We start from the raw sequence: 26,652 nt of genomic DNA, 5'->3' as shown, positions 1-26,652 counted from the left end.
TATCAATCTTCTTATTATAAATTATAATCACTACTCTGTTCATAAGCGGTTTGATAACGATGAAAAAGATAGCTTTTAGTATGGTTTTTATAATCATTTTTAGGCATTTTACTTTTATATAACTGGCTAATAGCTTGAATGATATCTTCTTCTCTAAACTGATTTTCTATAGCTTGTTTAACCGTCATGGTAACAATACAATCTGAACCTCTAAATTCTAATTTCGATAAACACAATTCATTAACAAAATTTGCACTTTCTTCCATTGCCTTTTTATTATAAAAATAATCTGCTGCATAATCATATATTGTATATACAAAGCTCTTAATTTTATTGATTAAGTTATCATATAGTTTATCTTGTATATTATCTAAGCCTAACTTCGTTAAAAGTATTTTCTGAACTAACTCAATACGCCTGGACTTATCATAATGAACATCAGCTGTAATCGTGCCATGTAAATATTTACAAATCATCATATGAGCAACTGAACCACTATGCCAATTTGTCCAGCGTCGCTTACCATCTCTTAAAATAAAAATAAGATTAGCACCAATGCCTTCATCACAAATGTGTCTAATTTTATTAAAACGCTTTCGACTTAATGAACTTGTTTTTTCATAACCATGTTTACCAAAAACAGATGAAACAACCTGTTGATCTTTTTGTAATAATAATTGTTGTACCTGATTGATTTCAATATCCTTTTCAACTAATGTCTGTCTATAGTTTTGCTCTCTTAGTCGAAGTTCATCATATAACCTTTGGGCTTCTATTTGCTTTTGAGTTACTACTTCAATTTGACGGTCTTTCTGTAATAATTCCTTTTGCAAGCTATCAATCTCTCTATCCTTCATAGAGAGCTTTTGTTCAAAATTTGCTTCATGTTGAGCAACTGTATTTAATACCTCTTGCTCTAAATAGCATTCACCCATTCGATAGACTGGTCTTTTTTCTTTTAGTAAAAATAAAATATTATATTTAAAGTTCTGATAGGCATAATTAGCCATATCTTTATTAACCGCATACTTAAGTGAATTAATAAAAAAGTGATAACACTCTGTAAGGAAGGAAGTTAGTTTTCCTTCTGGATCCAATAAAGAAACTAATTTATCAATCGGATAATGTTTTTTATTAACATCTGTCTCTAAAGGCAAGCAAGAGACAAAGCTGCGTCCCAACCCATCTGAATAACAACTCGAGCGATCAAATAATAAATAATTCCAATCGACTAATAAAGCCTTATCAGAATATGCTAAATTAAATTGAGTATTACCAAAATCAAATAATTGAACCTTAAAATTTGTTTTATTATCCTCATAAGGGCCATCAGGAATAATTTTAATATTACCCATATGAAAATCTTGATGTGAAATACCAGCCAACCATAGCTGATGTGTAATATCGAAAATTTGCATTACAATTTGCAGTAGCTGTTCATCATAGTATTGTCTTTTCTGTGCCTGTGCTATAAAGTCATCCAAGGTTTCAAAACCAAAGTAATTTTCATGATCACAGAAATAGATTGCAACTTGAGCACGATATGGATTTAATGGATCTTGTCTTTGAAAAGACAACATATCAAGTAATGCAAATTCTTTTGTCTTACTTGCATAAGCTAAAACATAGGCTTCTAATTCACTTTCTTTCTTAAACTCTTCTAAGACTTCACAACTTGCTTTTTCACTCATATCTCTAACATAGACAAAGCCAGTTGTCGCATCAAAATATTTTTTCTTACCACCTTTTCTTTTCTCAACTGATAAGGACGTAACTGGCGTGGCAAAATCAAACAATATTTCTTTTACTTTCTCCTTGTTAAAATTTAGCTGATAGAATTGATCAGGCAGAACAAGACGCTCAAAGTTTGTAATTAACGCCAAAGTATAGCTTAAGATTGGCCTTAGACTTTCATAGCCATTACCACCCCCTGAAAGTAACTCAAAATCAACATTATCATAAGCTATGCCACTATCCTCTAGCGCATGAGACATCAATCTTATATTATTTAGAAGATAAGCTCTGATGAATTTTTTAATAGATTGGTTTGTAAACTCCCCATTAGCATTATGCTCTTTAATTTTATATAAAATTTCTAAAAGATGCCTTGCACGTTGCTCTCCTGTAGCTTTTTGATAAAGCCCTGTAACCTGCTTACTTATACTCTCTTTATATTGTTTAATATACTGATCAATAGCTTCTAAAGTAATATTTAAATAATCCATCATTTCTAATCCATCAATTGACTATTAAACAATGACAAAATTTATAATCCATTTTTTTTAATATAACTGCTATTAGATAAAATTGTTTTTTAGCACAACGATATTTGTAATATAAAAACTCAAAAACTTAAAATACCTGGTTATTAAATATTTGATTTTAAAATTATTTCATTATACAACAAAGAAATACTTGATGATACAATTTAAACATTAGATGTTATGATTTAAAGTGGTATTTTATAAGAATTATTAGATTACAAGCCCTGTAACAAGCGCTGATAAGAAACTAACCATTGTTGCGCCGAAAACCAAACGCCAACCATGTTTAGCAACAAATTTTGATTTTTCCGTATTTAAAGCTTGAATTGCACCAACAATAACACCAATGGAACTAAAATTAGCAAAAGAAACTAAAAATACTGAGATAATCGCCACACTATGTGCTGAGAATTGATTTAAATGATCTTTAAGATAGGTCATTGCAACAAACTCATTAGATACTAATTTAGTCGCCATAACACTGCCAGCTTTTAGTGTTTCTCCATCAGATACACCTAATAGCCAAGCAAATGGGTAAAAGATATAACCTAATATTGCCTGAAAACTAATATGAAAAATGGCTAAAAATATCTGATTGATCATTGCTATTAGCGCAATAAAACCAATCATCATGGCACCAACAATAATGGCAATTTTAAAACCAGCTAAAATATACTCACTTAACATTTCAAAGAAGGTTTGTTTTTTATAGCCATGTTGAGCCATTGCTTCAAATTCCATTTCTTCTCTATGGTCATAAGGATTTAATATATGCAACACAATAAAGGTGCTAATCATATTTAATAATAATGCCGTAATAATATATCTTGGATCAATTAACTGCATATAAGCGCCTACAATACCTAATGATACAGTCGACATTGCCGTTGCTGCCATTGTATACATTCGTCTTGGAGAGATTTGCGCTAAAATATCTTTATATGCAATAAAATTTTCACTTTGACCTAGGGTTAAAGAGCTTACAGCATTAAAAGACTCAAGTTTGCCCATGCCATTAACTTTAGATAATAGCCAACCAACACCTCGAATCACTAATGGCAAGATTTTAAAATATTGCAATATACCAATTAAAGCAGACACTAAGACAATTGGCATCAATACATTAAAGAAGAAAGTAAAGTTTTTCGTTAATGGGCCAAAGACAAATAAAGTACCTTCATGGGCATAAGCCATTAAATGATCAAAGCCACTTGAGACAACACCAATGACATCTTTACCTACCGAAGAGGCTAAAAGGATATATGCCAATATGACTTCAATTATAATTAACTGTATAATATATCTAATTCTTTTTTTAACGTATTTTCGATTCATACTCGTAATATATAAAATAAGAAATATCACAATTAAGCCGATAAAAAAATGAAATAACTTTGAAAAGATGACCATTAAATTTCCTTTGCTTTAATTAACCATTAAATTATTTAGCATTACCGTCTATAAAAACAGCTTCTAAAAAAGCTTTATAAAGCTTACAAAACACACAGCATACGTTTTTTTAATACATTTGTCACTTAAGTTTTTAATCAAGTTATCATTTACTATTTTATGAAAGTGTTATGCTATAAAAATTTGCCAATACGCTTTAACAAACTATAATCAAACAATAAAATACCGATATAAAAATAAATCATGCCAAATTTAAATCATAAGCAATCAATCCTTACTAGCCTTAAATTTATCATTGCCGCAGCTATTGTATATGTTTTAATTCAACTATTCCAATGGGAAAATGGCTATTGGGCAATGATAAGCATTGCTGCAATTATCCGTCCAAATACACATCATATTTATACCAAAGCAATCATGCGAATTATTGGCACACTCATTGGAGGCGTATTAGCTTATATTTTATTAATCATTGCACAAGAGAGTATCATTGTACTAACGATTGGGCTTTTTATTATTTCATTATTTGCGGGATTTATTATTCTACAAAAAAACACGTTTAATTATGCAGGTATCATTATCGGCTTATCAGCTATTATTATCATTGCTTCAGCTTACCAGTCAGATAACTATTTTAATGTTGTTATCTCTCGCTGTGCATTTGTCTTATTAGGTATTACGATTTTATTTTTGGTCAATCTTTTTATTAAGCTTTTTGATTCAAATACTGAATCCATACCATTAAAAAATGAATTTCTATCTAATATTAAACAACTAGTCAACCAACCTAATATTAGATTAAACTTACTTACATCAATTCTGTTAGCATTATCAGTAATTATTACATTCTTTCCTTGGCTTATCTTTCAATATCATGGTGGCTTTTGGGCAGCTATCACTTGCTACTTTATTATTGAAGAGACTGCTTTTGGCGTCTATAAAAAAGCTAAATTACGTTTTCTTGCACATATTGGTGCTGCTTTAATTGCTTTATTAGCTGTTATGCTTACACTCTATATTCCCTACTTTTCGATCTTGATTCTATTAATTGGCTATATCATTTGTGCTTTTATTATTGTGAATGCTAAATCTTTGTCACACACAGGTAATACCATGGCTATTGCAATGACCATTATGATTTTAGCAAGCCTTCATGATGTTGATATTAATAATATTATTGCTCGATTTTTAAATGTTGTTTTAGGCATTATTATTGGTTTAATCATCTGTCATATTTTTAAACTGGGTAAAGCAAAAGAAGGCTAAATTAGATTTATTTAAATATATCAATATCAGCTGCAGTTGAAGCTAGCTTTGAAAAAATTTTTGTAACATGAGGACACTTTGAATGGGTACCTGTAACTCTATTGCAGAAAAAGGCTAATGTCTGTGTTGAAAAGTCAACATAAGGATATACACCAGAGTCGTTACAATAGATATAACTACCTGTACTTTGCGGGTTTAAATAACAAACTGTTTTTATACCTGTAAATCTAAATTGATAAAATGATTGTTTTGATAAACTTAGATCCACTGACTGAGTATCATAATGATTATTTTTAAGTAAACTGATTTTATTATTATACCTATCTGAAACAAGCATATTCCCTAAGCCAAAAGTATAAGTTTTTAATTCAATTTTATCTGAGTTAGGGCATGCAGTCATCGTATAGGTAGGTGTATTATTAACCACATTACGCCACCAACATGTATTTACCCCATCAGCGTGGCAACCTTGATGAGTTATTGATAACAAGTTTGTATTATTCCCATATAGATCAAATAATTCTAAGTAATTATAAATTCCGCTACTATATAGCCACAAAGTAATACCACCAATTGTTGCGCTTCTACCAGAGCCACTAAATCTATATCCTATATGATAATAATTAATTTCTTTACCGTGAGAATCATTATGATGGCTTAAGTATCGGCCATCCCATTCATCTCCAGGCATGATATAGCCAGGCTTTGTAAACCCCATATCACCACCAGGATCCCCAAATCTATTATGAGATTCTGATTGAAAAAAACTAATCCTAATCGGACAATTATTTTTTACCTTTAAGTTAACTCCAGCTTCAGCATAAATTAGATTACCCAAAATAAACACAACAGATAAAGCAGCAATACAGACTATTCTTTTCATTATAATTCTCAACCCCATACTTTTTTAGTATGAAGTTAAGTTTAAATAATAATAAAAAGCTTAAGTACCGCCAAACTACGGTATATGAATATTTAGACTGATAAATATCCAGAATTTATAATTTAGAGTACTTTCGATTAAAGCACTTCAAAAATACCAGCAGCACCCATACCAGTACCAATACACATTGTTACCATAGCATATTTTTCATTGATACGCTTAGCACCATGAATAGCCGTTGCTGCACGAATAGCACCTGTTGCACCTAATGGATGACCTAATGCAATCGCACCACCATTTGGATTAACTTTTTTAGGATCAAGCCCTAATTCATTAATCACTGCTAATGACTGTGCCGCAAACGCTTCATTTAATTCAATCCAACCAATATCATCTAAGCTAAGATTCGCTTTTTTTAACACTTGTGGAATTGCTTTAATCGGTCCAATACCCATTACTTCAGGCGGCACACCTGCAACTTGATAACCAACAAATCGCGCAATTGGCTGTAAGTTATGCTCATTTAAAAATGCTTCACTAACTAAAATAGCACAACCAGCACCATCACTAACTTGTGAGCTATTGCCTGCTGTAACACTACCACCTTTAGCAAAAGCAGGTTTTAATTTTGCTAAAACTTCCATTGAAGTATCACGTCTTGGCCCTTCATCATGTGTGATGGTAACTTTTTTCTCAGTTGTTGTCATATGCTCAAGATCAGCACCTCTATAAACTACATCAGTTGGAATTGTTTCAGTATTAAAATAATCATTATCAATGGCATTAATTGCTCGTTTATGACTTTCTAATGCAAATTCATCCTGCATGTCTCGACTGATATGATATTTTTCAGCTACTACTTCAGCTGTAATGCCCATTCCATAGGCAATACCAACATTTTCATCTTTTTCGAAGAAGGCTGGATTACCTGATAAATTATTACCACCCATTGGTACAGAACTCATACTCTCAATACCTCCGGCAATACCGCAATCAATTTGCCCTGTAGCAATACGATTGGCTAATAACGCCATACTTTCAATACCAGAACAACAAAAACGATTAATTGTCATTGCTGGTGTTGTATCTGGCATTCCTGCTAACAATGTTGCAATTCTTGCAACGTTCATACCTTGTGAGCCTTCAGGCATCGCACAACCAAATATGGCTTCTTCAATTAATTTTGGATCTACTGAATTTGATTCAATGGTATGCTTAATCACATAAGCTAATAAATCATCAGCTCGCATATTACGATATACACCCTTATTTGCTTTTCCAACGGGTAGTCGTTTACTATCGACAACATAAACTGTTTGTTGAGTCATTGATTAATCTCCCTGAAAATATATTAATATTGATTATTTAACTAAGCTTAGTTACGTAATGGCTTACCTGTTTTTAACATATGCTCAATCCGTGCTGCTGTTTTCTCTTTTTGTACTAGATCACTGAAAACTTCTCTTTCAAGTTTTAAGTACCAATCTTCATTAACAACAGTACCCTTATCGACATTATCCCCTGTCATAATTTTGGCAATACTTGATGCGATATAATAGTCATATTCTGAGATAAAATTACCACGTAACATATTGACTAACATCATATCAATTGTCGCTTTTGCATCACGACCAAAGGCTTTAATTTCAGGCTTTCTTGGTGGCTTATAATTAGCTTTAGCCATTGCTTTTGCTTGAGCTTTAGCAACATATAATAACTCGGCTGACTGGAAAATAATAATATCTTTATCTCTTAAATAACCCATCTCTTTTGCATAAGCTGCTGATTTAGCTACTTCTGCCATGGCAATATTTTTATAATATTTCTGCATTTGTTTTTCAGGGTCAATTGAAGCTTGTGCTCTTAATGTCATCTCCTTACAACCTGCACCTGCAGGTACAAGCCCAACACCGACTTCGACTAAGCCAGTATAAGTTTCATAACAAGCTACTGTACGATCACAATGTAGCATTAACTCACATGCGCCACCGAAAACAAAACCCTGAACAGCTGCAACAACTGGTACTTGCGCATAACGCATACCGATAACACTGTCTTGGAAGTTCTTTAATATCGCTTCAATAGCTGGCACACCATCAAGCATATAGGCCATACCAAACTCTTCCAAATTTGCACCAGCAGAAAAGTTCTTACTGTTATTCCAAATGACAATGCCTTCGAAATTTTCATCTTCTGCAATTGTAACTGCTTTTCTTAAGCCTTCTAATACATCAGAGCCAATAACACCCATTTTAGTTTTGAATGTAACAACTAAAATGCCATCGCCTGTTGTCCAAAGACGAATGCCTTCATTTTCATATACAGTCTTACCCCAATCAAATACTTCATTTAATACACTGTCAGGGAAGAATTGTTTTTCATAAACAGGCAGATAAGCTCTTGGCATAAATTGACCTAAGCGGGCATTATATGCATGACCTTTATCATCATAAACACCATCAACACTTTTAACCCACATTGGTAATTGTGCATCAACTGTAATCTCGCCTGAAGCGATATCACTTTCTATCCACTGAGCAACCGATTGCCAACCTGCTTTTTGCCAAGTTTCAAAAATACCTTCTTTCCAACCAAAACCCCAACGTAATGCTAAATCACAGTCTCTCACTGTCTCTGCAATATGCTCAAGCCAAAATGCAGCATAGTGGAAACAGTCTCTAAATACAGCATATAAAAATTGCGCCTCTGGCAAACTAGATGCTTTTAAACGCTCAAAACGCACTTTGACATCTTTTTCTTTTAAGATTTCTAAAACTTCTTTATTTGCCTTTTTATCAGATAAGCGATAGTCATTTGATTTAATATCATAAACCCATAAGTCTTTACCACGTTTCTCGTAAATTCCACCTTTGGTTTTTGCACCTAATTTATTATTTTGAATTAGATTTTCAAGCCATTTTGGCGTTTGATAAAACTTAAGCCAAGGATCATCTTTAGCAAATAAAGTCATATTATTGGTCACATGATTTAATGTATCCAAACCAACCAAATCAGCTGTTCTAAAAGTGGCACTTTTTGGCCTACCTAAAGGTTTACCCGTTAATTGATCAACCACTTCAAAGCCAATATCATATTTCTCTGCATAATGCATAGCACAAGCTAGTGCAAATGCGCCTAGGCGATTAGCAATAAAATTTGGTGTATCTTTTGCTCTGATAATACTTTTACCTAAAGTAGTCGTTAAAAATGTCTCTAGCTGATCCAAAACAGAAGCTTCAGTGCCGTGATGTGGAATCAATTCAACTAAAGGTAAATAACGTGGTGGATTAAAAAAGTGAATACCACAAAACGTAGCACGTAAATTTTCAGGCACGCTATTAGCAAGTGTGTTAATACTTAAACCCGATGTATTACTAGCAAATAAAACACATGGCTTTAAGTGACTTGCAATTTTCTCATAAAGTGCTTCTTTCCACTCTAATTTTTCAGCGATTGCTTCAATTACTAAATCACACTTCCTTAGCCAAGCTAGATGATCATCATAATTAGCTTGTTTAATAAAGTTAATTGCATCTGATGAGCCTAAAGGTGCGGGATTAATCTTCTTTAAATTTTTTAATGCTTTATTAACGATTACATTTTTATCTTTACCATCATTGGTTGCCAAGTCATATAATACGACTTCAATCGATGCATTGGCAAAGAGCGCTGCAATTTGCGCCCCCATAACACCTGCACCCAATACAGCGACTTTCTTAATATGGCTATGGCTTATATTTTTTTGTACTTCAAGGTTATCCATCTTTAAAACTTCATCCTGTGCTAAGGTTTCCTGATTCATATAAACTCCTTCTTTATAATAAAACGAGAAAATAATACAACCCCAACACCATAGCACAACCAATCAAGTGTTTAAATTATGTTATAGCATAAGCAATAAGAAGAATAACTTTTAGATAACTAAACGAGAAATAAATAAGCTTTAAAGCCCACCTTCAGGGCGCATATGAGGAAATAAAATCACATCACGAATCGATGGTGAGTCTGTCAAAAACATCACTAAGCGATCGATACCAATACCTTCACCAGCTGTTGGTGGTAGACCATATTCTAAAGCTCTAATATAATCCTCATCATAGCTCATTGCTTCTTCATCACCTGAAGCTTTAGCTTCTACCTGTGCTCTAAAGCGCTCTGCCTGATCTTCTGGATCGTTTAATTCTGAAAAGCCATTTGCAATTTCACGGCCAGCAATAAAGAACTCAAAACGATCAGTTATAAATGCATTATCATTATTTCTTCTTGCCAATGGTGATACTTCAGCAGGATATTCAGTAATAAATGTTGGATTTAATAAATTAGCTTCAACCGTTTTTTCAAAAATCTCAATCTGAACTTTTCCTAAACCATAGCTAGCCTCAATTTTAATACCTAAATTGTCAGCAACTTTTTTTGCAGATTCAATATTATCAATATCAGATGATTTTAAATTAGGATTAAACTCTAAAATTGAGTCAAAAACTGAAATACGCTTAAATGGTTTTGATAAGTCATACGTTTTTCCTTGATAATCAACCGTAGTACTACCAAGTACACTCTGTGCTAGTTGACGCATTAAATCTTCAGTTAAATCCATTAAATCATGATAATCTGCATATGCCTGATAAAATTCAAGCATGGTAAATTCAGGATTATGACGCGTTGATAAGCCTTCATTTCTAAAGTTACGGTTAATTTCATAAACACGCTCAAAGCCACCAACAACCAATCTTTTTAAATATAATTCAGGCGCAATACGTAAAAATAATGGCATATCTAATGCATTATGGAAAGTATTAAATGGTTTTGCTGCTGCACCACCAACTAATGGATGCATCATTGGTGTCTCAACTTCCATAAAACGTTGATCATTAAAAAACTTACGAATAAAATTAACAATTTCAGAGCGACGCTTAAAAACTAGTTTTGATTCTTCATTCATAATTAAATCAACATAACGCTGACGATAACGTAACTCTTGATCAGAAAGTCCATGAAACTTATCTGGTAATGGACGAAGTGCTTTAGTTAAAAGGTGCGCATTTGTCGCATGGATAGATAACTCACCCGTATTGGTCTTAAATAACGTCCCCTCTACTGCAACGATATCACCCAAATCCCATGATGCTTTGAATGCTGCATATACATCTTCTGGTAAATCATTTTTACGTAAATAGGCCTGAATTCGTCCTGACATATCTTGAATTGTAATAAAGCTTGCTTTACCCATTATGCGCCTAAGCATTAAACGCCCTGCAATTTTAAACACAGGTTTATCTTCAACTGCTTCTAGCTCTTCTTTCGTCATTTTTCCATAACGTGACTGAATACACTGTGCCACAGCCGTACGCTTAAAATCATTCGGAAAAGCAACACCCTTTTGGCGTAGCTCATCTAATCTTTCTTTTCTAATCTCAAGTTGGTTTTTTTCTTCTTGTTGAGACTCTACTTCGTTTAAATCAACAGTTTTTTCAGATGACATTATATTTCTCTCTTTTTAAATAATTGAATCATTATATAACCTTATAAGCCACTTTTTAAGCTTGCTTCAATAAAGCGATCTAAATCTCCATCTAAAACAGCTTGCGTGTTGGTATTTTCTACTCCCGTTCTAAGATCTTTAATTCGAGATTGATCTAAAACATATGAGCGTATCTGACTACCCCAACCAATATCACTTTTTGACTCCTCCAAAGCTTGTTTTTCAGCATTACGCTTACTCATCTCAAGTTCATAAAGCTTTGACTTTAATTGCTTCATTGCTTGATCTTTATTTTTATGCTGTGAACGGTCATTTTGGCATTGTACAACAATACCTGTTGGTTGGTGGGTTATTCGAATAGCAGAATCAGTTTTATTAACATGTTGTCCACCAGCACCTGAGGCCCTGTAAGTATCTACTCTTAAATCAGCTGGATTAATATCAATTTCAATATCATCATCAATCTCAGGTGATACAAATACGGATGCAAACGAAGTATGGCGTCTATTACCTGAATCAAAAGGAGATTTTCTTACTAAACGATGTACGCCTGTCTCTGTTCTTAGCCAACCATAAGCATGGTTACCTGAAAATTTAATCGTACAGCTTTTAATCCCGGCAACTTCACCATCTGAAACTTCAATTAACTCAGTTTTAAATTCATGATCTTCACCCCAACGCAGATACATTCGCATTAACATCTGCGCCCAATCTTGTGCTTCTGTTCCACCAGAACCCGCTTGAACATCTAAAAATGCATTACAATGATCAGCTTCACCTGAAAACATCCGCCTAAATTCTAAAGTTGAGATATCAGCTTCTAGTACTTTGATATCATCTAATACTATTTCAAAGGACTCTTCATCATTATCATCATAAGCTAGTTGAAGTAATTCTAATGCATCAGCTATGCCAGTTTCTAAATGCTCAACTGTATTAACAATTAATTCAAGATCAACTCGCTCTTTACCCAACTGCTGTGCTCTTTCAGGCTCATTCCAAATTTGTGGCTGTTCTAACTCACGAACCACTTCATCTAGGCGTTCTTGTTTAACCTCAAAGTCAAAGATACCCCCTTAGCTGTAAAGCACGTTGGCGCATCGCTTCTAATTGTGCCTTAGCTTGATTAATTTCCATGAATGCATACCTATTTTAAAATTAGTGAAAACAAAATCGAGATGCATTTTAACATTGAATAGCTAAAGACACAAAGTATTCGATTAAATACAATCACACAGTTTGATTTCAGATAAGCTATTTGCTATTACTTAAAACATAAGCTTATCAAGGCTGATGGCTTAACACTAAAGCTTGTCAACAAACTAATTTCGTAATGGACAAACTAAAAATGATTCAAAACAATCAACCATTTGATTATATTATTATTGGTGCTGGCTCAGCAGGATGTGTGCTTGCCAATCGTTTAAGTAAAAACCCTTCAAATCGTGTATTACTACTTGAATATGGTGGCCATAATAAAAGCCTTTTAATCGATATGCCTTCAGCTCTATCTTATCCAATGAATATGCCTAAATACAACTGGGGATTTTATTCAGAAAAAGAACCTCATTTAAACAACCGTAGAATGAACACCCCACGAGGTAAAGGATTAGGTGGTTCTTCTGCCGTTAATGGTATGGTCTATGTTAGAGGCCATGCAAATGACTTTAACCAATGGCAACAATTAGGCGCAAAAAATTGGGGATATGCTCACTGTCTACCTTATTTTTGTTATGCTGAACACTGGTTTGCACAAGAAGATATCTATCGGGGCAAACAAGGGCCTCTTTATGTTAAACAAGGTGATAATTTAAATAAAAATCCACTTTATCAAGCTTTTATTCAAGCAGGGAATCAAGCAGGCTATTCTTATACCGAAGATTATAATGCTTATCAGCAAGAGGGCTTCTCACCAATGCAAATGACGATAAAAAACGGCGTTCGCTGTTCGACCTATCAAGCCTATCTTAAACCTGCATTAAAAAGAAAAAATTTAACGGTTATAACTAAAAGCCTTGTTAATAAAGTACTTATTAAAGATAAAACTGCCATTGGTGTTGAGTGTATTTATAATAAGAAAGTCATCCAATATTTCTGCAAAAAGGAAATTATCTTAAGTGCAGGCCCTATTAATTCACCTGCTATCTTACAACGCTCAAGCATTGGTGATCAAGCAACTTTAAGCAAAGCTAAAGTTGCATTAATACATGAACTTCCAGGTGTGGGAAAAAATTTACAAGATCATTTAGAGGTGTATTTTCAATATCAATGCAAACAACCAATAACCTTAAACTCTAAACTAAGTAAATTGCATAAACTACTAATTGGAACACAGTGGCTATTTCTAAAAAAAGGATTGGGTACATCTAACCACTTTGAAGCTTGTGCATTTATTCGTTCAAAATCAGGTCTTATAGCACCTGATATACAGTACCATTTTTTACCTGCAGCGATCCGCTATGATGGTAAACAAGCATTTAAAGGAGATGGTTTTCAAGTCCATGTTGGCCCTAATAAACCAAAAAGTAGAGGTAGCGTAACAATTACATCCAGTAATGCAAAAGTTGCACCGAACATTCAATTCAATTACCTGAAAGAAGATCAAGATATTATTGATTGGAGAGCCTGTATTCATTTAACCTCTGAGATACTCTTACAACCAGCTATGGATCCATATAGAGGTACAGTTATTCAGCCTGATATTGATTTATCATCTGATCAATCCATTGATCAATGGGTAAGAGAAAATGCTGAAAGCGCCTATCACCCTTGTGGCACTTGTAAAATGGGTGATGTAGATGATGCATTAGCTGTCGTAGATTCAGCTTGTAAGGTCATTGGTATCAACAAACTACGTGTTGTTGATTCTTCAATTTTCCCAGTCATAACTAATGGTAACCTTAATGCACCAACAATTATGGTAGCAGAAAAAGCAAGTGATTTAATTCTTGGAACTAAGCCATTAGATGAAATTAACGCCAAAGTATGGCGTCCACCTAATTGGCAGTTAACTCAACGCCCAAATAAGCCTATTAGAGCAAGCGCTTTTGCTTTTAATAAAGCTAAAACCACAAAACATCTAATTGCTTAATTAACAATTAGAATCATTATGACAGATAAAACAAATTATCTTACAATCAAGTAAGATAAATAAGTTACTAATAAGTAGATTTACCAATGACTAAAAAAATTTATCAAAGTTTTATTCATGGCCAATATATTAAAAGTCATACGGGTAAAACAATCGATGTGTTTAACCCTGCAACAGGCAAAATCAATTATCAAATTGAACAAGCCGATCAATCTATAGTTGACCAAGCAATTGAAAGCGCCAAAGAAGGCTTTATCCAGTGGTCTAATTTAACAGGTGCACAACGTGGGCGTATTTTAAATAAAGTAGCATCACTATTAAGGCTTAAAAATGATCAATTAGCAATCATTGAAGTAGAAGATACCGGTAAGCCTTATCAAGAAGCCTCAACTGTAGATATTATAACCGGTGCAGATGCGATTGAGTTTTTTGCAGGCCTTGCTGCTTCTATTGAAGGCAATCAACAATCACTAGGTGAGGATTTTTATTATACACGGCGTGAACCTTTAGGTATTTGTGCTGGCATCGGTGCTTGGAACTATCCTCTTCAAATTGCTTGCTGGAAGGCAGCTCCTGCACTTGCTTGTGGTAATAGCATGATATTTAAACCATCTGAAGAAACACCATTAAGTGCTTTAAAATTAGCTGAAATTTTTATTCAAGCAGGCATGCCTAAAGGTGTATTTAATGTTATTTTAGGCGATGGCAAAGTTGGTCAAAAATTAACTCAATCACAAGAAGTTGCAAAAGTTTCATTTACTGGAGAAGTAACTACAGGTAAAAAAGTCATGGCATCTTCTGCATCATCACTAAAAGAGATTACAATGGAGTTAGGTGGTAAATCACCTTTAATTATATTTGAAGATACTGATATTGATAAGGCCGTTACCGCCGCAATGTTAGGTAACTTTTATACTCAAGGTGAGATTTGTACTAATGGCACTCGAGTATTTGTCCAAGAGTCTATCTATGAAAAGTTTATCTCTGAGTTATTATTACGTATTGAAAAGCATATTCACATTGGCAATCCAAAAAATCATAATACCAACTTTGGTGCATTAATTTCAAAAACTCACCTAGAAAAAGTATTAGCATATATCGATACCGGTATTTCTGAAGGTGCAACTTTATTATACGGTGGCAAACAGCTACAACCAAAAGGCTGTGAAGATGGCTACTTTATCTCACCAACGGTGTTTATAGACTGTCATGATGATATGAGTATTGTTAAAGAAGAGATTTTTGGCCCAGTGATGTCAATTCTAACATTCAATGATGAAAATGAAGTAATTAGACGTGCAAATAATACCAAATTCGGCCTTGCTGCGGGGGTATTTAGTTCGAATATATCGATAGCCCACCGTGTTGCCCATCAACTACAAACAGGAGTTTGCTGGATTAATACTTATGGCTTATCACCTGTTGAAATGCCAGTTGGTGGCTATAAAGAATCGGGTATTGGTCGTGAGAATGGTTTAATAACCTTACATCAATATACACAATTAAAATCTGTTTATGTTGGACTATCTCCATTGGCAAGTCCCTATGAATAACAAAAGCATTGACATTAAAATCACACTTAGATTAAGATAAGCGCCGAAGCATAATTTAACTTATAGTCTTCAAAAGAAAAAATAATCAAAGTATTAATAAGTAGATAGGAGGTAAGCTTCATGGATACAGCAAGCACTATCGAACCACCAAGTAGACATAAATAGTCATTCAATTAGGATTATCAAACAGTTTGATCTATTTATTGCTTTATTTTTTTAAAAAAGTTTATTTTTATCAAATAATTGCATAGAACTATTGAAATCAATTAACCATTTAAAAGCATTCACTAAGCGATAGTCTTCTATTGCTAAAAGTCTAATGTTAACTATATTAATTTAAGGAAAAAACTATGAAATACTCAATGAAACTACAACGACTTCAGCGTATACGTGCTAACCGTCTAAGAGTTAGACGGATAAAATATATAAAGCAAAGTTTCTAAACAATACTATAAATATTTATTCAATCAAACAATCTGCACTTATATGAAATCGATCTCTTAAAGCTTTTATCTGACTTGGACTTAATTTTCTTCTACCATTTAAAAACGATGAAACATTCCCTTGACTACCAAAAATAGCAACCAAATCTTTTTGTTTTAAATTATTTATTTGCATTAGATACTGAACTAGTTCAACTGGTGTTACATCATCCTCAAGTGCTTGATAGTGCCTATCATCATATGCTTCAAGGTGATCACCAATAATTTCCATTACATCTGCTAAAAAGTGATTTTCATCATCTTTAACAATATCAATTAAACGATCAAGCAATCCTTCAAGCATCTGATACTCTAAGTCATTTTTAGGTATTTTTAATGCATAAGCTGGCAATTCAACATCAATAATATCTTCATTCCAACAAGTTAGGTCATTAATTTTTTTTTCTTTTATCATAGCTGACCTCGCCTAAGTTTATCTTGATTTTCATATCGACTATACTCAGTGTGCGTCCACACTACTCTTACATAACATTTCTTACGGTTATAGTGTATAGATGTAATCAAACGATAATTATTACCACCAATATTAAACACTGTATAACCTGAAACATAATCTACACTATTAAAAATTTCTCGTAATTCTGTCAAATTTTTAGCTGTGCAAAGTTTCATTTTTTCATACCACTCAATTAAAGGAAGCTTACTTTGAGTATTGTCGCGATAATATTCTCTGAGCTTCCCCTTTGATATGATATGCATATATTGCTTAATTATTGCTACTTTAAATATAATTATATTTCAATTTGAAATATTTTGCAAATTGCTTAATCCACCCAAACCCTAGCATTAGCAAATAACTTCATCCATGGTGAATACTGATGTTTTTTCCAAACATTTGGATGCCATGATAATTGCATGGTTCTAAAAACACGCTCTGGATGTGGCATCATAATCGTATGACGGCCACTTTCTGTGGTAAATGCTGTAACCCCTTCAGGTGAGCCATTAGGATTGGCAGGGTATTTAGTTGCAATTTTTCCATCATAATCAACATATCTAAGTACAACATGCTTATCAGTTAATAGCGTTTGCAAATCATTTTCGTTTTCAAAGCGCGCTCGACCTTCGCCATGAGACACAACAATTGGTATTTTACAACCCTTTAAGCCTCTAAATAACAGCGAGTTTGAATCCATCACTTCAACCATGACTAATCTTGCTTCGTACTGCTCAGAGAAGTTACGTATAAAATCAGGCCAATGCGCTGCACCTGGAATTAATGATTTAATCTCTGAAAACATTTGACAACCATTACAAACACCTAAACTAAAAGTATCTTCCCTTTCAAAAAACGCTTGAAATTGATTAGACAGTTGATCATTAAATAGAATTGATTTTGCCCAACCACCACCAGCACCTAAGACATCACCATAAGAAAAACCACCACAAGCAACTAATCCCTTCATTTCTTTTAAATTGATTCTTCCAGCAATTAAATCACTCATATGAACATCAACAGCCTCAAAACCATTTAGATAAAAAGCAGCAGCCATTTCATTATGACTATTAACACCTTGTTCTCTTAATACAGCAACTTTAGGTTTTGCATCTAAATTTAGATAAGGCGAAGCTAAATTTTCTTCCAAGTCACAGCTTGAAAAAACAAACAAACCATGATCATTTTCATCTGTAATACGCTCATAAGCTTCATAAGCACATTGGCTATGATCTCTTAAGGATTGAATATTAAAGCTTACTTTTGACCAAGCTTTTTGTAGTTGTGCACGCCTTACTTCTAGAATTATATCTAAATCATGCTCAATACGTAATACTTCTTCTTTATGAATTCCACCGATAATATGTGCATTTAACTTAAATGAATGCAAAGTATCTAATATATGATCACGGTCATTATGCTTAATTTGAATGACTGCACCTAACTCTTCATTAAATAAAACACTTACAGGCTCATCACCTAAAGCATCTAAATGAATATCCATTCCGCACCGAGATGCAAACATCATTTCTGCTAAGGTTGCAATCAAACCACCATCTGAACGATCATGATAGGCTAATATTTTTCTATTATGATTTAATAATTGAATTGCTGTGAAAAAGTTTTTTAATGTTTCTGTTTCAATATCTGGTGTATCCTCACCTAATTGATTGTAAACTTGTGCCAGCGCTGAACCACCCAAGCGATTCTTTCCATTACTTAAATCAATAAACACTAAGCGAGTCTCACTGGCTGTATCTAGCGCCAATTGAGGTGTTAATGTTTTTCTAACATCAATCACTGGACTAAACGCTGTAATAATTAAAGACACAGGAGAGACAACTGATTTTTCTTCTCCCTTTTCATCTTGCCATCGACTTTGCATAGAAAGCGAATCCTTACCAACAGGAATCGTTAAGTCTAATTCAGGACAAAACTCTAACCCCACTGTTTTTACCATTTCAAAAAGATTGGCATCTTCACCTTCATAGCCACAAGCAGCCATCCAATTTGCTGAAAGTTTAATATCTGACAGATGTTCAATAGGTGCAGCTACTATATTCGTAATCGCCTCACCAATTGTAATACGGGCTGCTGCCTTTGGATTCATTAAAGCTAAGGTCGGTCGCTCACCCATTGCCATCGCCTCACCTGTAACGCCTGTATAACCACTAGCAGTTACAGCAACATCTGCAACTGGCACTTGCCATGGACCAACCATTTGATCGCGCACAGTCATTCCACCTACGCTACGATCACCAATGGTAATTAAAAAGCTTTTATCTGCAACTGAAGGTAATGCTAATACACGAAAAGTTGCTTCTTCTATATCAATTAACTGGTAGTCCCACTGTGTTTTCAGATAAGGCTTTGTTAGGACATCTTTTGTTATTTTTGGTGGCTTACCTAATAAAACTGACAATGGCAAATCAATAACCTTTATTTGATTGACTGTATCTTCTAAGATAATTATTTCAGCTTCTGTTGCTTCACCAACAACACTAAATGGACAACGTTCACGTTGTGCAATGGATTCAAATAATGCTAAATGCTCTGGTAAGATTGCTAATACGAAACGCTCTTGTGATTCATTTGCCCAAATCTCTAACGGTGACATTGATGGATCTGATATAGCAATTGCATTTAAGTCAAAATAAGCGCCACGTTGGCAGTCTGCAACGAGCTCAGGCAATGCATTAGATAAACCACCAGCACCAACATCATGGACACTAATAATTGGATTATCTTCTCCCATATTAAAACAAGACTCAATGACTTCATAGGCACGCCTTTGCATTTCAGGGTTATCACGTTGGACTGAGGCAAAATCTAAGCCCTCATTTATTTGGCCAGATGATACAGAAGATGCAGCACCTCCACCTAAACCAATGAGCATGCCAGGACCACCTAAAACGATCAGTTTAGCACCTGGAGGAATTTGATTTTTATTCACTTGAGAAGCTCTAATATTACCATAGCCTCCAGCAATCATAATCGGCTTATGATAACCTCTAACTTGACCATCAACTACTTGTTCAAAAGTGCGAAAATAACCACATAGATTTGCTCTTCCATATTCATTATTAAATGCAGCACCTCCTAGTGGTGCTTCAATCATAATATCTAAAGCTGAAGCAATGCGATTTGGTTTACCATAGTTAAATTCCCACGGTTCTAGTATCGCTGGTATATTAAGATTCGACACGGTATAACCAGTTAAACCTGCTTTCATTTTTGCACCACGACCTGTGGCAACTTCATCTCTAATTTCACCACCAGATCCTGTAGCAGCACCTGGATAAGGAGAAATCGCAGTTGGATGGTTATGTGTTTCTACTTTCATTTGAATGTGCATAGGCTCTTCTGATAACTCATAAGTATGGTCATTTTGATTTTTCAATAGCCACTTATTTGTATAACCTTCAATCACTGCTGAGTTATCCGTATAAGCAGATAACACACCATCACTATGGTGCTGATAAGTATTTTGGATCATCTGAAATAAACTTTTATCTTGCTTATGTCCATCAATTGACCAATCGGCTTTAAAAATTTTATGTCGACAGTGTTCTGAGTTTGCCTGTGCAAACATCATTAACTCTACATCAGTTGGATTACGATTAAGTTCGATGTAATTATCATATAAATAGTCAACCTCATCCTCTGATAATGCTAAACCTAAACTTTGGTTGATATTAACTAATGCTATTTTACCTTGACTAAGCATATCGATTGTTTTCATTTGACAACGCTGCTCTAAAGATTCAAATAATGCTATTTGATCAAGTTGAAAATAGTAAGCTTCAGTCATTCGGTCATATAAACAATTAGTAATTAACTTTAAAGAAGCTTCATCCAAATGTTGATTACTCTGAATATAATAAATCATACCGCGCTCTATGCGATTAATTGATGACAATCCACAATTATGCATAATCTCTGTTGCTTTTGATGACCATGGTGAAATGCTACCTAATCTAGGTAGAACTAAAATTAATTGACCATCTCTATTTTCAAGTGGTTTATTTGCTCCATAACTTAATAAAGCTTTAAGCTTTTTAGTTTCATCTGTTGTTAAGTCACTTTTAATATCGACAAAATGGACATATTCTGCATTGATCGCATCAATACGCTGATCAATTTGTTGCAATTGCGTTAAATAACGTGATTGATCAAAATTTGATAACGCACCATTACCATAAAAAGTTTGCATCATTTAATATCTCCAGCTTTAATGTTTAAATGATTAAAGGATATAAAATTTACTTGAATCAAAGTCGATTTTTCCAAGTATCTAAAGAGCATAAAAATATATCAGTACTAGCTATTACTTTGAGTGCTACTGTACTAAAAATATCTTTAAGCGACAACTATTGTGTTTGTAAGATTTAAAAATATCCTTTAGATTTAATATCCTTCAACAATTTGAAATACACAGTCTTTGTTCTGAGTACGAATACATTGATTATTCTTCCAGTATTCGCCATAGCCTCCAGACATCGCTTTATGATAGGAAAAATTCAGTTTAGACATGGTTAAACGAATAATATTATTATCACCGCCACTTGCTGTATAATCACAGAAAATCAAACAAGTCTTAGCATCACCATCACAGGCTAGTACTGCTTTTTTAAATTTAAGTGCTTTGACACCTACAGAACGATGAATAGCAGCCCCTTGCCACTGGATTGATAAACCATTGATATAGGTTGTTGCTTCAAAAGAGCCATCTCTTTGAATCGCTACTTGATTAAATGCTGGGCAATGATATGAAACAGGGTATTGAATAAAGCCATCTGCAAAGCCTGTGACAGGCAAACATACAACTGTTATGACAAATAGCTTCTTTATCATCTTATGACTACCTCATTCTGCACCCTAGTTTTGTTATACTTGTATTTCCCCTTACCTTAAATTAAGTATACCAAAAATACAAAATATTGCCTTTTTATTTAAAATATATCTTTTTTATCCCTATGTGTTTTATTGCCTATGTAACTTGAATGATCATAAGTAGCCATTTAGCATAAAATTCGCTATGATAACTACAATTTTAATGACAACGTTTATTAAGTGGGTCTTAACTTGTCGGTTATCACATTTGAGAATGTTGACTTCTACCGAGGTAGTCGCACGATCTTTAAGCAAATTAGCTTTCAAATTCCAAAGGGAAAAATTACAGTTATATTAGGGCCAAGCGGCTGTGGAAAAACAACCACGTTACACTTAATTGGTGGCTTGATACGTCCTCAAACAGGGTCTATTTGTGTATTTGATAAAAACATTAATCAAATTAAACGCAAACAACTAATGGCGCTAAGACAACGTATGGGGGTTTTATTCCAGTCGGGTGCTTTATTTACCCAAATGTCTGTTTATGATAATGTCGCTTTCCCCTTACGTCAAAATACAAATCTTTCTGAAGCAATCATTAAAAATATTGTTTTAATGAAACTTGAAGCTGTTGGTTTACGTAATACTTATCAATTAATGCCCAGTGAACTTTCAGGTGGTATGGCAAGGCGTGTTGCTTTAGCAAGAGCCATTGCACTTGATCCTGATATTATGCTTTATGATGAGCCATTTACTGGCCAGGACCCTATCTCTTTTCACGTTATTTTAAAATTAATTAAAACACTTAATGATGCTCTTGATATGACATCTATTGTCGTATCCCACGATATTGATGAAGCACTAAGTATTGCAGATTATGTAATTGTCACAGCAAATAAGTCAATTATGGGCTGTGGTAGCCCTGATGAAATAAGGTCATCTGACTCAGCATTTGTAAAACAATTTTTAAATGGTAATATCGATGGGCCAGTTGCCTTCCATTATCCTGGTGCTTCATTTAAAGAGTTAATAGAGCTTAAGGACTAAAGAGTAATGATTAACTTTACCCAATCAATAGGGCGCTATTTTCTAAATAAAACTCAAGCACTGGGCGAGGCGTTTTTATTTTTATTACAGAGTATTTTTGGACCAGTAAAGATACGCCAAAGTATTCAGCAAATTTATGCAACTGGTTTTAACTCATTAACCATTATTGTTGTCTCAGCTATCTTTATTGGTTTTGTTTTAGGCTTACAAGGTTACTATACTTTAACTAAATTTAGTGCGGAATCTGCAGTAGGTCCTATGGTTGCATTAAGTGTTTTACGCGAATTAGGCCCTGTAGTGACAGCACTTTTATTTGCAGGACGAGCAGGCAGTGCCTTAACATCAGAAATTGGTCTTATGAAAGCTACTGAACAACTCTCAAGCTTAACGATGATGGGCGTTGACCCAATTCGCTATATTATTGCGCCACGATTTTGGGGTGGTCAAATTGCAATGCCCTTACTGAATATTATTTTTTGTGCTGTTGCTGTATTATCTGGTTACTGGGTATGTGTTGGCTTACTTGGTGTTTATAGCGGTACTTATTGGGGTAATATGCAATCATCTGTTTTATTTTTTGATGATATTGTCACTGGCATTATTAAGAGTATTGTATTTGGTTTTGCTGTTACTTGGGTTAGTATTTATCAAGGTTATTTTTGCCAAGCTAATTCTCAAGGCATTGCAAAAGCCACCACTAAAACAGTTGTCTACTCCTCTTTATTAGTTTTAGGGCTAGACTTCTTATTAACAGCCATGATGTTTAAATAATAAATTAAGGGTTTTATGATGTATAAAAAATCTTATGAAATGGCGGTTGGTTTATTTGTCATTATCGCAATTGTTGCATTAATTTTTCTTGCAATGAAAGTCAGTGGTCTTGGCTTTAAAGATATTACAGGTCAAAAAACCTATACAGTAACAGCTGATTTTACCAATATTGGCGCACTAAAGCCCAATGCAGCTGTACGTATAGCTGGTGTACAAGTAGGTACTGTCTCTAATATTTCTCTTAACCCTACAACCTTCGCTGCAGTTGTGACAATGAAAATTAATACTCAGTTTCAGCAAATCCCAGAAAATTCATCTGCAGGCATTCAAACCAGTGGTTTATTAGGTGAAAGTTATATCGGTATCGCACCTGGCTTTTCACCAGGCAATCTAAAAAATGGAGATCGCATCGTTACTACATATCCTGCAATTGATTTTACATCATTAATTAACACATTCGTATCATCTAGTGGAGATAAAGAAAAATGAGATATTTAAAATTAATTATCGCTCCTATATTAACTATGGGTTTAATTTCAGTTAACTATGCCGAACATACAACAAAAACAACAACGGTCGTTGATAACCAAACGAATGCAACAGCGATCAACCCAAACAACCCTGTTTCAATTATTCAAGGCTCATTTGGCAAACTTCAAGAACTTGTCAGTCAGCAGTCACAAGAAATTGAAAAAAATCCACAAATTCTTGTACATTTAGTTAATCAATATTTTATCCCTTATGTTGATGAAGATGTTATGGCAGGATATGCTGTTGGTATTAAATGGCGTAGTGCATCAGCAAAAGAGAAAAAAGAATTTATTGATCAATTTATTACATTATTAGCACGCTTTTATGCCAAAACCGTCACTAAAGTTGGTAATTATGAATTAAAAATCACACCAATTTCACCTGATTCAATTAAAAACAAACAATATATTACCGTCAAAGGAGAAATTGTTAATAAAACCAATAATAATGCTTCACCATTGGAAATTAAAATGATTCGCAGTGATAATACTTGGAAAACTTATGATATTGTTGTTGGTGGTGTGAGTATTCTAAATAACTACCGTGAACAATTCCAACAAGCAACAAGTATGTCGCAATTAATCACGCGCTTAACTCAAATGAATGCTAAAGGCGCCTAAAACCATGATTGACATTCAGAGGAATGAACAAACAATCACTTGGCAGATAAATGATTCGTTATGCTTTGATAGCGTTATGCCAATTGAACAAAAAGCCTTAACACTTTATGGAGAATTTAATAAAAATATATGCACTTGGGTTATTGATATTAATATGATCAAAGCCATTGATAGCGCTGGTTTAAGTTGGTTGTTACTACAGAAATCATTAGCTATGAAACACAACCTAACATTAAAAATCACTGGCTTAAGCACCAACCCAAAAGCATCTGAACTTGCAAAAGTTCAAGGTGTTTATAACCTTCTAGTGTAAATTTTTTGACATAATCCTTGCAAACTTGCAATCCAATTTGAATAATACCATAAAACCACAAATAATTGGATTAACTCAAATGGATGCAATCAAACTTAAAGAACTTATTGAAACGGCCATTGATCACTCACAAGCACTGGTACAATCAGATGATAATGTCCATTTTGAAGCCATTGTCATTAGTGATGCTTTTGAAAAAATACTCAGTAAAGTCAAGCAACAACAACTGGTATATCAAGTCTTAAACGACTATATTAGAAGTGGAGAGATTCACGCAATCGCATTAAAAACTTATACCCCAAAGCAATGGCATGCACTAAACAATGAATGATACATTGATAATTTCAGGTGGCAACACCTTAGAAGGCACAGTAAAAATTTCAGGCGCAAAAAACGCAGCCTTACCCTTACTTGCTGCAAGCTTATTAACAGAGCAAAGTGTTATGCTTTGTAATGTGCCATCTTTAACAGATGTTGAGCATTTTAAATTAATTCTAAAACAATTAGGTGTTCATCTGACTGAGACAAATGAGACAACTACCTTAACAGCTAACACGATTAAACAACAAATTATTGACTTTGCAGAAGCTAAGGCAATGCGTGCTTCTGTTTTATTTTTAGGTCCCCTACTAAGCCGTCTTGGTGAAGTTGCCATTTGTCTACCTGGTGGTTGTAATATAGGCTTACGCCCTATTGATCAACATTTACAAGCATTGAGCTTAATGGGTGCTGAATTTCATATTAATAATGGCATTGTTTATGCCAAAAAAAAATCAACGAAACTACATGGTGCAGATATTAGATTTACCATGCCTACTGTAACAGGAACTGAGAATGTTATTATGGCAGCAACAATTGCTGAAGGTATTACCACAATAAAAAATGCAGCCAAAGAGCCTGAAGTTATTGACTTATGTAAACTATTAAATGCTATGGGTGCTAAAATAAAAGGTTCTGGTACATCTAAAATACAAATCAGTGGTGTTCCAAAACTTCATAGCGCATGCCATACAATCATTCCTGACAGAATTGAAACAGGCACTTATCTTATCAGTGCGCTTGCAACGAATAGCTTAGTTGAACTAACAAACACTAATCCTAAATTACTAACGACTGAATTAAACCACTTCAGACAAATGGGTGCAAAAATCAGCACTGCAAAATCTAAAATTAAGATATACCCAAGTCTTAATGAATTGATTGGCATCAATTTAACAACTCAAGCCTACCCTGGCTTTTCAACCGATTTACAAGCACCAACAATGCTATTACATAGCCTTGCAAAAGGACAAAGCACAATTACTGAAAACATATTTGATAACCGCTTTCATCACGTTAATGCGTTAAATCAAATGAATGCTAATCTTAATATTTCAAGTAATCATGTATTTTGTCAAGGTCATAGTAAACTATATGCATCTGAAGTCACTGCAACTGATTTAAGGGCTTCAGCTTGTCTTACAATTGCTGGATTAGTTGCAGAAGGCGAAAGCTATATTCATCATATTAATTACCTTGACCGTGGTTATAGTCAATTTGATAAAAAACTTCAATCTCTTGGTGCAAATATTAAACGAATAGCAACAAGTTCATTGCCTAAGTGTGAAACCTTTGCTAGAACTACATTATATGCAAGCTAAGTAAGAGAT

The 26,652-nt window shown here is 34.0% G+C and carries 21 protein-coding genes; 10 read left to right on the top strand and 11 right to left on the bottom strand.

The window, feature by feature from the left end; genetic code table 11:
- Nucleotides 1-14: 14 nt before the first annotated feature.
- On the bottom strand, nucleotides 15-2,225 hold the full coding sequence (locus KFE69_01590) for a hypothetical protein (GenBank protein UTW42860.1): 2,211 nt from the start codon (nucleotides 2,223-2,225) through the stop codon (nucleotides 15-17).
- 249 nt (nucleotides 2,226-2,474) lie between these two features.
- Nucleotides 2,475-3,674: a NupC/NupG family nucleoside CNT transporter gene (locus KFE69_01585; protein UTW42859.1), complete on the bottom strand. Its 1,200-nt coding sequence runs from the start codon at nucleotides 3,672-3,674 to the stop codon at nucleotides 2,475-2,477.
- 243 nt (nucleotides 3,675-3,917) lie between these two features.
- Here KFE69_01585 and KFE69_01580 point away from each other — a divergent pair, with 243 nt between their 5' ends.
- Entirely contained in the window at nucleotides 3,918-4,940 is a 1,023-nt protein-coding gene (locus KFE69_01580; GenBank protein ID UTW42858.1) for an FUSC family protein, read from the top strand.
- Between the two features lie 7 nt (nucleotides 4,941-4,947).
- Here KFE69_01580 and KFE69_01575 read toward each other — a convergent pair whose 3' ends face one another.
- From KFE69_01575 to prfB, 5 genes are all read right to left on the bottom strand, one after another.
- Nucleotides 4,948-5,823, bottom strand: a complete 876-nt coding sequence (locus KFE69_01575) for a hypothetical protein (protein UTW42857.1) — start codon at nucleotides 5,821-5,823, stop codon at nucleotides 4,948-4,950.
- A gap of 137 nt (nucleotides 5,824-5,960) precedes the next feature.
- Nucleotides 5,961-7,151: an acetyl-CoA C-acyltransferase gene (locus KFE69_01570; protein UTW42856.1), complete on the bottom strand. Its 1,191-nt coding sequence runs from the start codon at nucleotides 7,149-7,151 to the stop codon at nucleotides 5,961-5,963.
- A 47-nt stretch (nucleotides 7,152-7,198) separates the two neighbouring features.
- Nucleotides 7,199-9,586 carry a 3-hydroxyacyl-CoA dehydrogenase/enoyl-CoA hydratase family protein gene (locus KFE69_01565; GenBank protein ID UTW43942.1) on the bottom strand — a complete coding sequence of 796 codons (2,388 nt, stop codon included), beginning with the start codon at nucleotides 9,584-9,586 and terminating at the stop codon, nucleotides 7,199-7,201.
- 180 nt (nucleotides 9,587-9,766) lie between these two features.
- Entirely contained in the window at nucleotides 9,767-11,305 is a 1,539-nt protein-coding gene (gene lysS, locus KFE69_01560; GenBank protein UTW42855.1) for a lysine--tRNA ligase, read from the bottom strand.
- Between the two features lie 41 nt (nucleotides 11,306-11,346).
- Nucleotides 11,347-12,442 (bottom strand): peptide chain release factor 2 gene (prfB, locus tag KFE69_01555; protein UTW42854.1). Its coding sequence is split into 2 segments (ribosomal slippage): nucleotides 11,347-12,369 and nucleotides 12,371-12,442, totalling 1,095 coding nucleotides; the frame shifts between segments, so codons are not numbered across the junction.
- 211 nt (nucleotides 12,443-12,653) lie between these two features.
- On the opposite strand from prfB, the gene betA reads away from it, so the two are divergent.
- Together betA and betB are read left to right on the top strand one after the other, a co-directional pair.
- Nucleotides 12,654-14,396 carry a choline dehydrogenase gene (gene betA, locus KFE69_01550; protein UTW42853.1) on the top strand — a complete coding sequence of 581 codons (1,743 nt, stop codon included), beginning with the start codon at nucleotides 12,654-12,656 and terminating at the stop codon, nucleotides 14,394-14,396.
- Between the two features lie 86 nt (nucleotides 14,397-14,482).
- Nucleotides 14,483-15,949, top strand: a complete 1,467-nt coding sequence (gene betB, locus KFE69_01545; GenBank protein ID UTW42852.1) for a betaine-aldehyde dehydrogenase — start codon at nucleotides 14,483-14,485, stop codon at nucleotides 15,947-15,949.
- Nucleotides 15,950-16,408: 459 nt separating this feature from the next.
- Here betB and KFE69_01540 read toward each other — a convergent pair whose 3' ends face one another.
- The 4 genes from KFE69_01540 to KFE69_01525 all read right to left on the bottom strand — a co-directional run bounded on the left by KFE69_01540 (nucleotide 16,409) and on the right by KFE69_01525 (nucleotide 21,742).
- Entirely contained in the window at nucleotides 16,409-16,846 is a 438-nt protein-coding gene (locus tag KFE69_01540; GenBank protein ID UTW42851.1) for a transcriptional regulator, read from the bottom strand.
- Nucleotides 16,843-17,151, bottom strand: a complete 309-nt coding sequence (locus KFE69_01535; protein UTW42850.1) for a type II toxin-antitoxin system HigB family toxin — start codon at nucleotides 17,149-17,151, stop codon at nucleotides 16,843-16,845. Before KFE69_01535 ends, KFE69_01540 begins: the two co-directional genes overlap by 4 nt.
- A 65-nt stretch (nucleotides 17,152-17,216) precedes the next feature.
- Nucleotides 17,217-21,104, bottom strand: a complete 3,888-nt coding sequence (gene purL / locus KFE69_01530) for a phosphoribosylformylglycinamidine synthase (protein ID UTW42849.1) — start codon at nucleotides 21,102-21,104, stop codon at nucleotides 17,217-17,219.
- A 191-nt stretch (nucleotides 21,105-21,295) separates the two neighbouring features.
- Nucleotides 21,296-21,742: a DUF3757 domain-containing protein gene (locus tag KFE69_01525; protein ID UTW42848.1), complete on the bottom strand. Its 447-nt coding sequence runs from the start codon at nucleotides 21,740-21,742 to the stop codon at nucleotides 21,296-21,298.
- Nucleotides 21,743-21,961: 219 nt separating this feature from the next.
- Here KFE69_01525 and KFE69_01520 point away from each other — a divergent pair, with 219 nt between their 5' ends.
- From KFE69_01520 to murA, 7 genes are all read left to right on the top strand, one after another.
- A complete protein-coding gene (locus KFE69_01520) occupies nucleotides 21,962-22,768 on the top strand; it encodes an ABC transporter ATP-binding protein (protein UTW42847.1) in 807 nt (268 codons plus the stop codon).
- Nucleotides 22,769-22,774: 6 nt separating this feature from the next.
- Complete coding sequence (gene mlaE / locus KFE69_01515) at nucleotides 22,775-23,539, top strand: lipid asymmetry maintenance ABC transporter permease subunit MlaE (protein ID UTW42846.1); 765 nt, start codon at nucleotides 22,775-22,777, stop codon at nucleotides 23,537-23,539.
- Between the two features lie 15 nt (nucleotides 23,540-23,554).
- On the top strand, nucleotides 23,555-24,028 hold the full coding sequence (gene mlaD, locus KFE69_01510; GenBank protein ID UTW42845.1) for an outer membrane lipid asymmetry maintenance protein MlaD: 474 nt from the start codon (nucleotides 23,555-23,557) through the stop codon (nucleotides 24,026-24,028).
- A complete protein-coding gene (locus KFE69_01505) occupies nucleotides 24,025-24,690 on the top strand; it encodes an ABC transporter substrate-binding protein (protein ID UTW42844.1) in 666 nt (221 codons plus the stop codon). Before mlaD ends, KFE69_01505 begins: the two co-directional genes overlap by 4 nt.
- 4 nt (nucleotides 24,691-24,694) lie before the next feature.
- Nucleotides 24,695-25,003: an STAS domain-containing protein gene (locus KFE69_01500; protein ID UTW42843.1), complete on the top strand. Its 309-nt coding sequence runs from the start codon at nucleotides 24,695-24,697 to the stop codon at nucleotides 25,001-25,003.
- A 79-nt stretch (nucleotides 25,004-25,082) separates the two neighbouring features.
- Nucleotides 25,083-25,334, top strand: a complete 252-nt coding sequence (locus KFE69_01495; GenBank protein UTW42842.1) for a BolA/IbaG family iron-sulfur metabolism protein — start codon at nucleotides 25,083-25,085, stop codon at nucleotides 25,332-25,334.
- Nucleotides 25,327-26,643 carry a UDP-N-acetylglucosamine 1-carboxyvinyltransferase gene (gene murA / locus KFE69_01490; protein ID UTW42841.1) on the top strand — a complete coding sequence of 439 codons (1,317 nt, stop codon included), beginning with the start codon at nucleotides 25,327-25,329 and terminating at the stop codon, nucleotides 26,641-26,643. The genes KFE69_01495 and murA overlap by 8 nt, the downstream gene beginning before the upstream one ends.
- Nucleotides 26,644-26,652 lie beyond the last annotated feature (9 nt).

This window comes from bacterium SCSIO 12844 (assembly GCA_024397935.1).
Classification (GTDB): Bacteria; Pseudomonadota; Gammaproteobacteria; order Francisellales; family Francisellaceae; genus M0027.
Note: the sequence above shows the minus strand (reverse complement) of the source record. Positions and strands in the feature narration are given on the sequence as shown.

Excerpts from the sequence above, each read along its gene's own strand:
- KFE69_01590 (UTW42860.1), bottom strand. The coding sequence starts at position 2,225 with ATGGATTATTTAAATATTACTTTAGAAGCTATTGATCAGTATATTAAA.
- KFE69_01585 (UTW42859.1), bottom strand. The coding sequence starts at position 3,674 with ATGGTCATCTTTTCAAAGTTATTTCATTTTTTTATCGGCTTAATTGTG.
- KFE69_01580 (UTW42858.1), top strand. The coding sequence starts at position 3,918 with ATGCCAAATTTAAATCATAAGCAATCAATCCTTACTAGCCTTAAATTT.
- KFE69_01575 (UTW42857.1), bottom strand. The coding sequence starts at position 5,823 with ATGAAAAGAATAGTCTGTATTGCTGCTTTATCTGTTGTGTTTATTTTG.
- KFE69_01570 (UTW42856.1), bottom strand. The coding sequence starts at position 7,151 with ATGACTCAACAAACAGTTTATGTTGTCGATAGTAAACGACTACCCGTT.
- KFE69_01565 (UTW43942.1), bottom strand. The coding sequence starts at position 9,586 with ATGGATAACCTTGAAGTACAAAAAAATATAAGCCATAGCCATATTAAG.
- lysS (UTW42855.1), bottom strand. The coding sequence starts at position 11,305 with ATGTCATCTGAAAAAACTGTTGATTTAAACGAAGTAGAGTCTCAACAA.
- betA (UTW42853.1), top strand. The coding sequence starts at position 12,654 with ATGATTCAAAACAATCAACCATTTGATTATATTATTATTGGTGCTGGC.
- betB (UTW42852.1), top strand. The coding sequence starts at position 14,483 with ATGACTAAAAAAATTTATCAAAGTTTTATTCATGGCCAATATATTAAA.
- KFE69_01540 (UTW42851.1), bottom strand. The coding sequence starts at position 16,846 with ATGATAAAAGAAAAAAAAATTAATGACCTAACTTGTTGGAATGAAGAT.
- KFE69_01535 (UTW42850.1), bottom strand. The coding sequence starts at position 17,151 with ATGCATATCATATCAAAGGGGAAGCTCAGAGAATATTATCGCGACAAT.
- purL (UTW42849.1), bottom strand. The coding sequence starts at position 21,104 with ATGATGCAAACTTTTTATGGTAATGGTGCGTTATCAAATTTTGATCAA.
- KFE69_01525 (UTW42848.1), bottom strand. The coding sequence starts at position 21,742 with ATGATAAAGAAGCTATTTGTCATAACAGTTGTATGTTTGCCTGTCACA.
- mlaE (UTW42846.1), top strand. The coding sequence starts at position 22,775 with ATGATTAACTTTACCCAATCAATAGGGCGCTATTTTCTAAATAAAACT.
- mlaD (UTW42845.1), top strand. The coding sequence starts at position 23,555 with ATGATGTATAAAAAATCTTATGAAATGGCGGTTGGTTTATTTGTCATT.
- KFE69_01505 (UTW42844.1), top strand. The coding sequence starts at position 24,025 with ATGAGATATTTAAAATTAATTATCGCTCCTATATTAACTATGGGTTTA.
- KFE69_01500 (UTW42843.1), top strand. The coding sequence starts at position 24,695 with ATGATTGACATTCAGAGGAATGAACAAACAATCACTTGGCAGATAAAT.
- KFE69_01495 (UTW42842.1), top strand. The coding sequence starts at position 25,083 with ATGGATGCAATCAAACTTAAAGAACTTATTGAAACGGCCATTGATCAC.
- murA (UTW42841.1), top strand. The coding sequence starts at position 25,327 with ATGAATGATACATTGATAATTTCAGGTGGCAACACCTTAGAAGGCACA.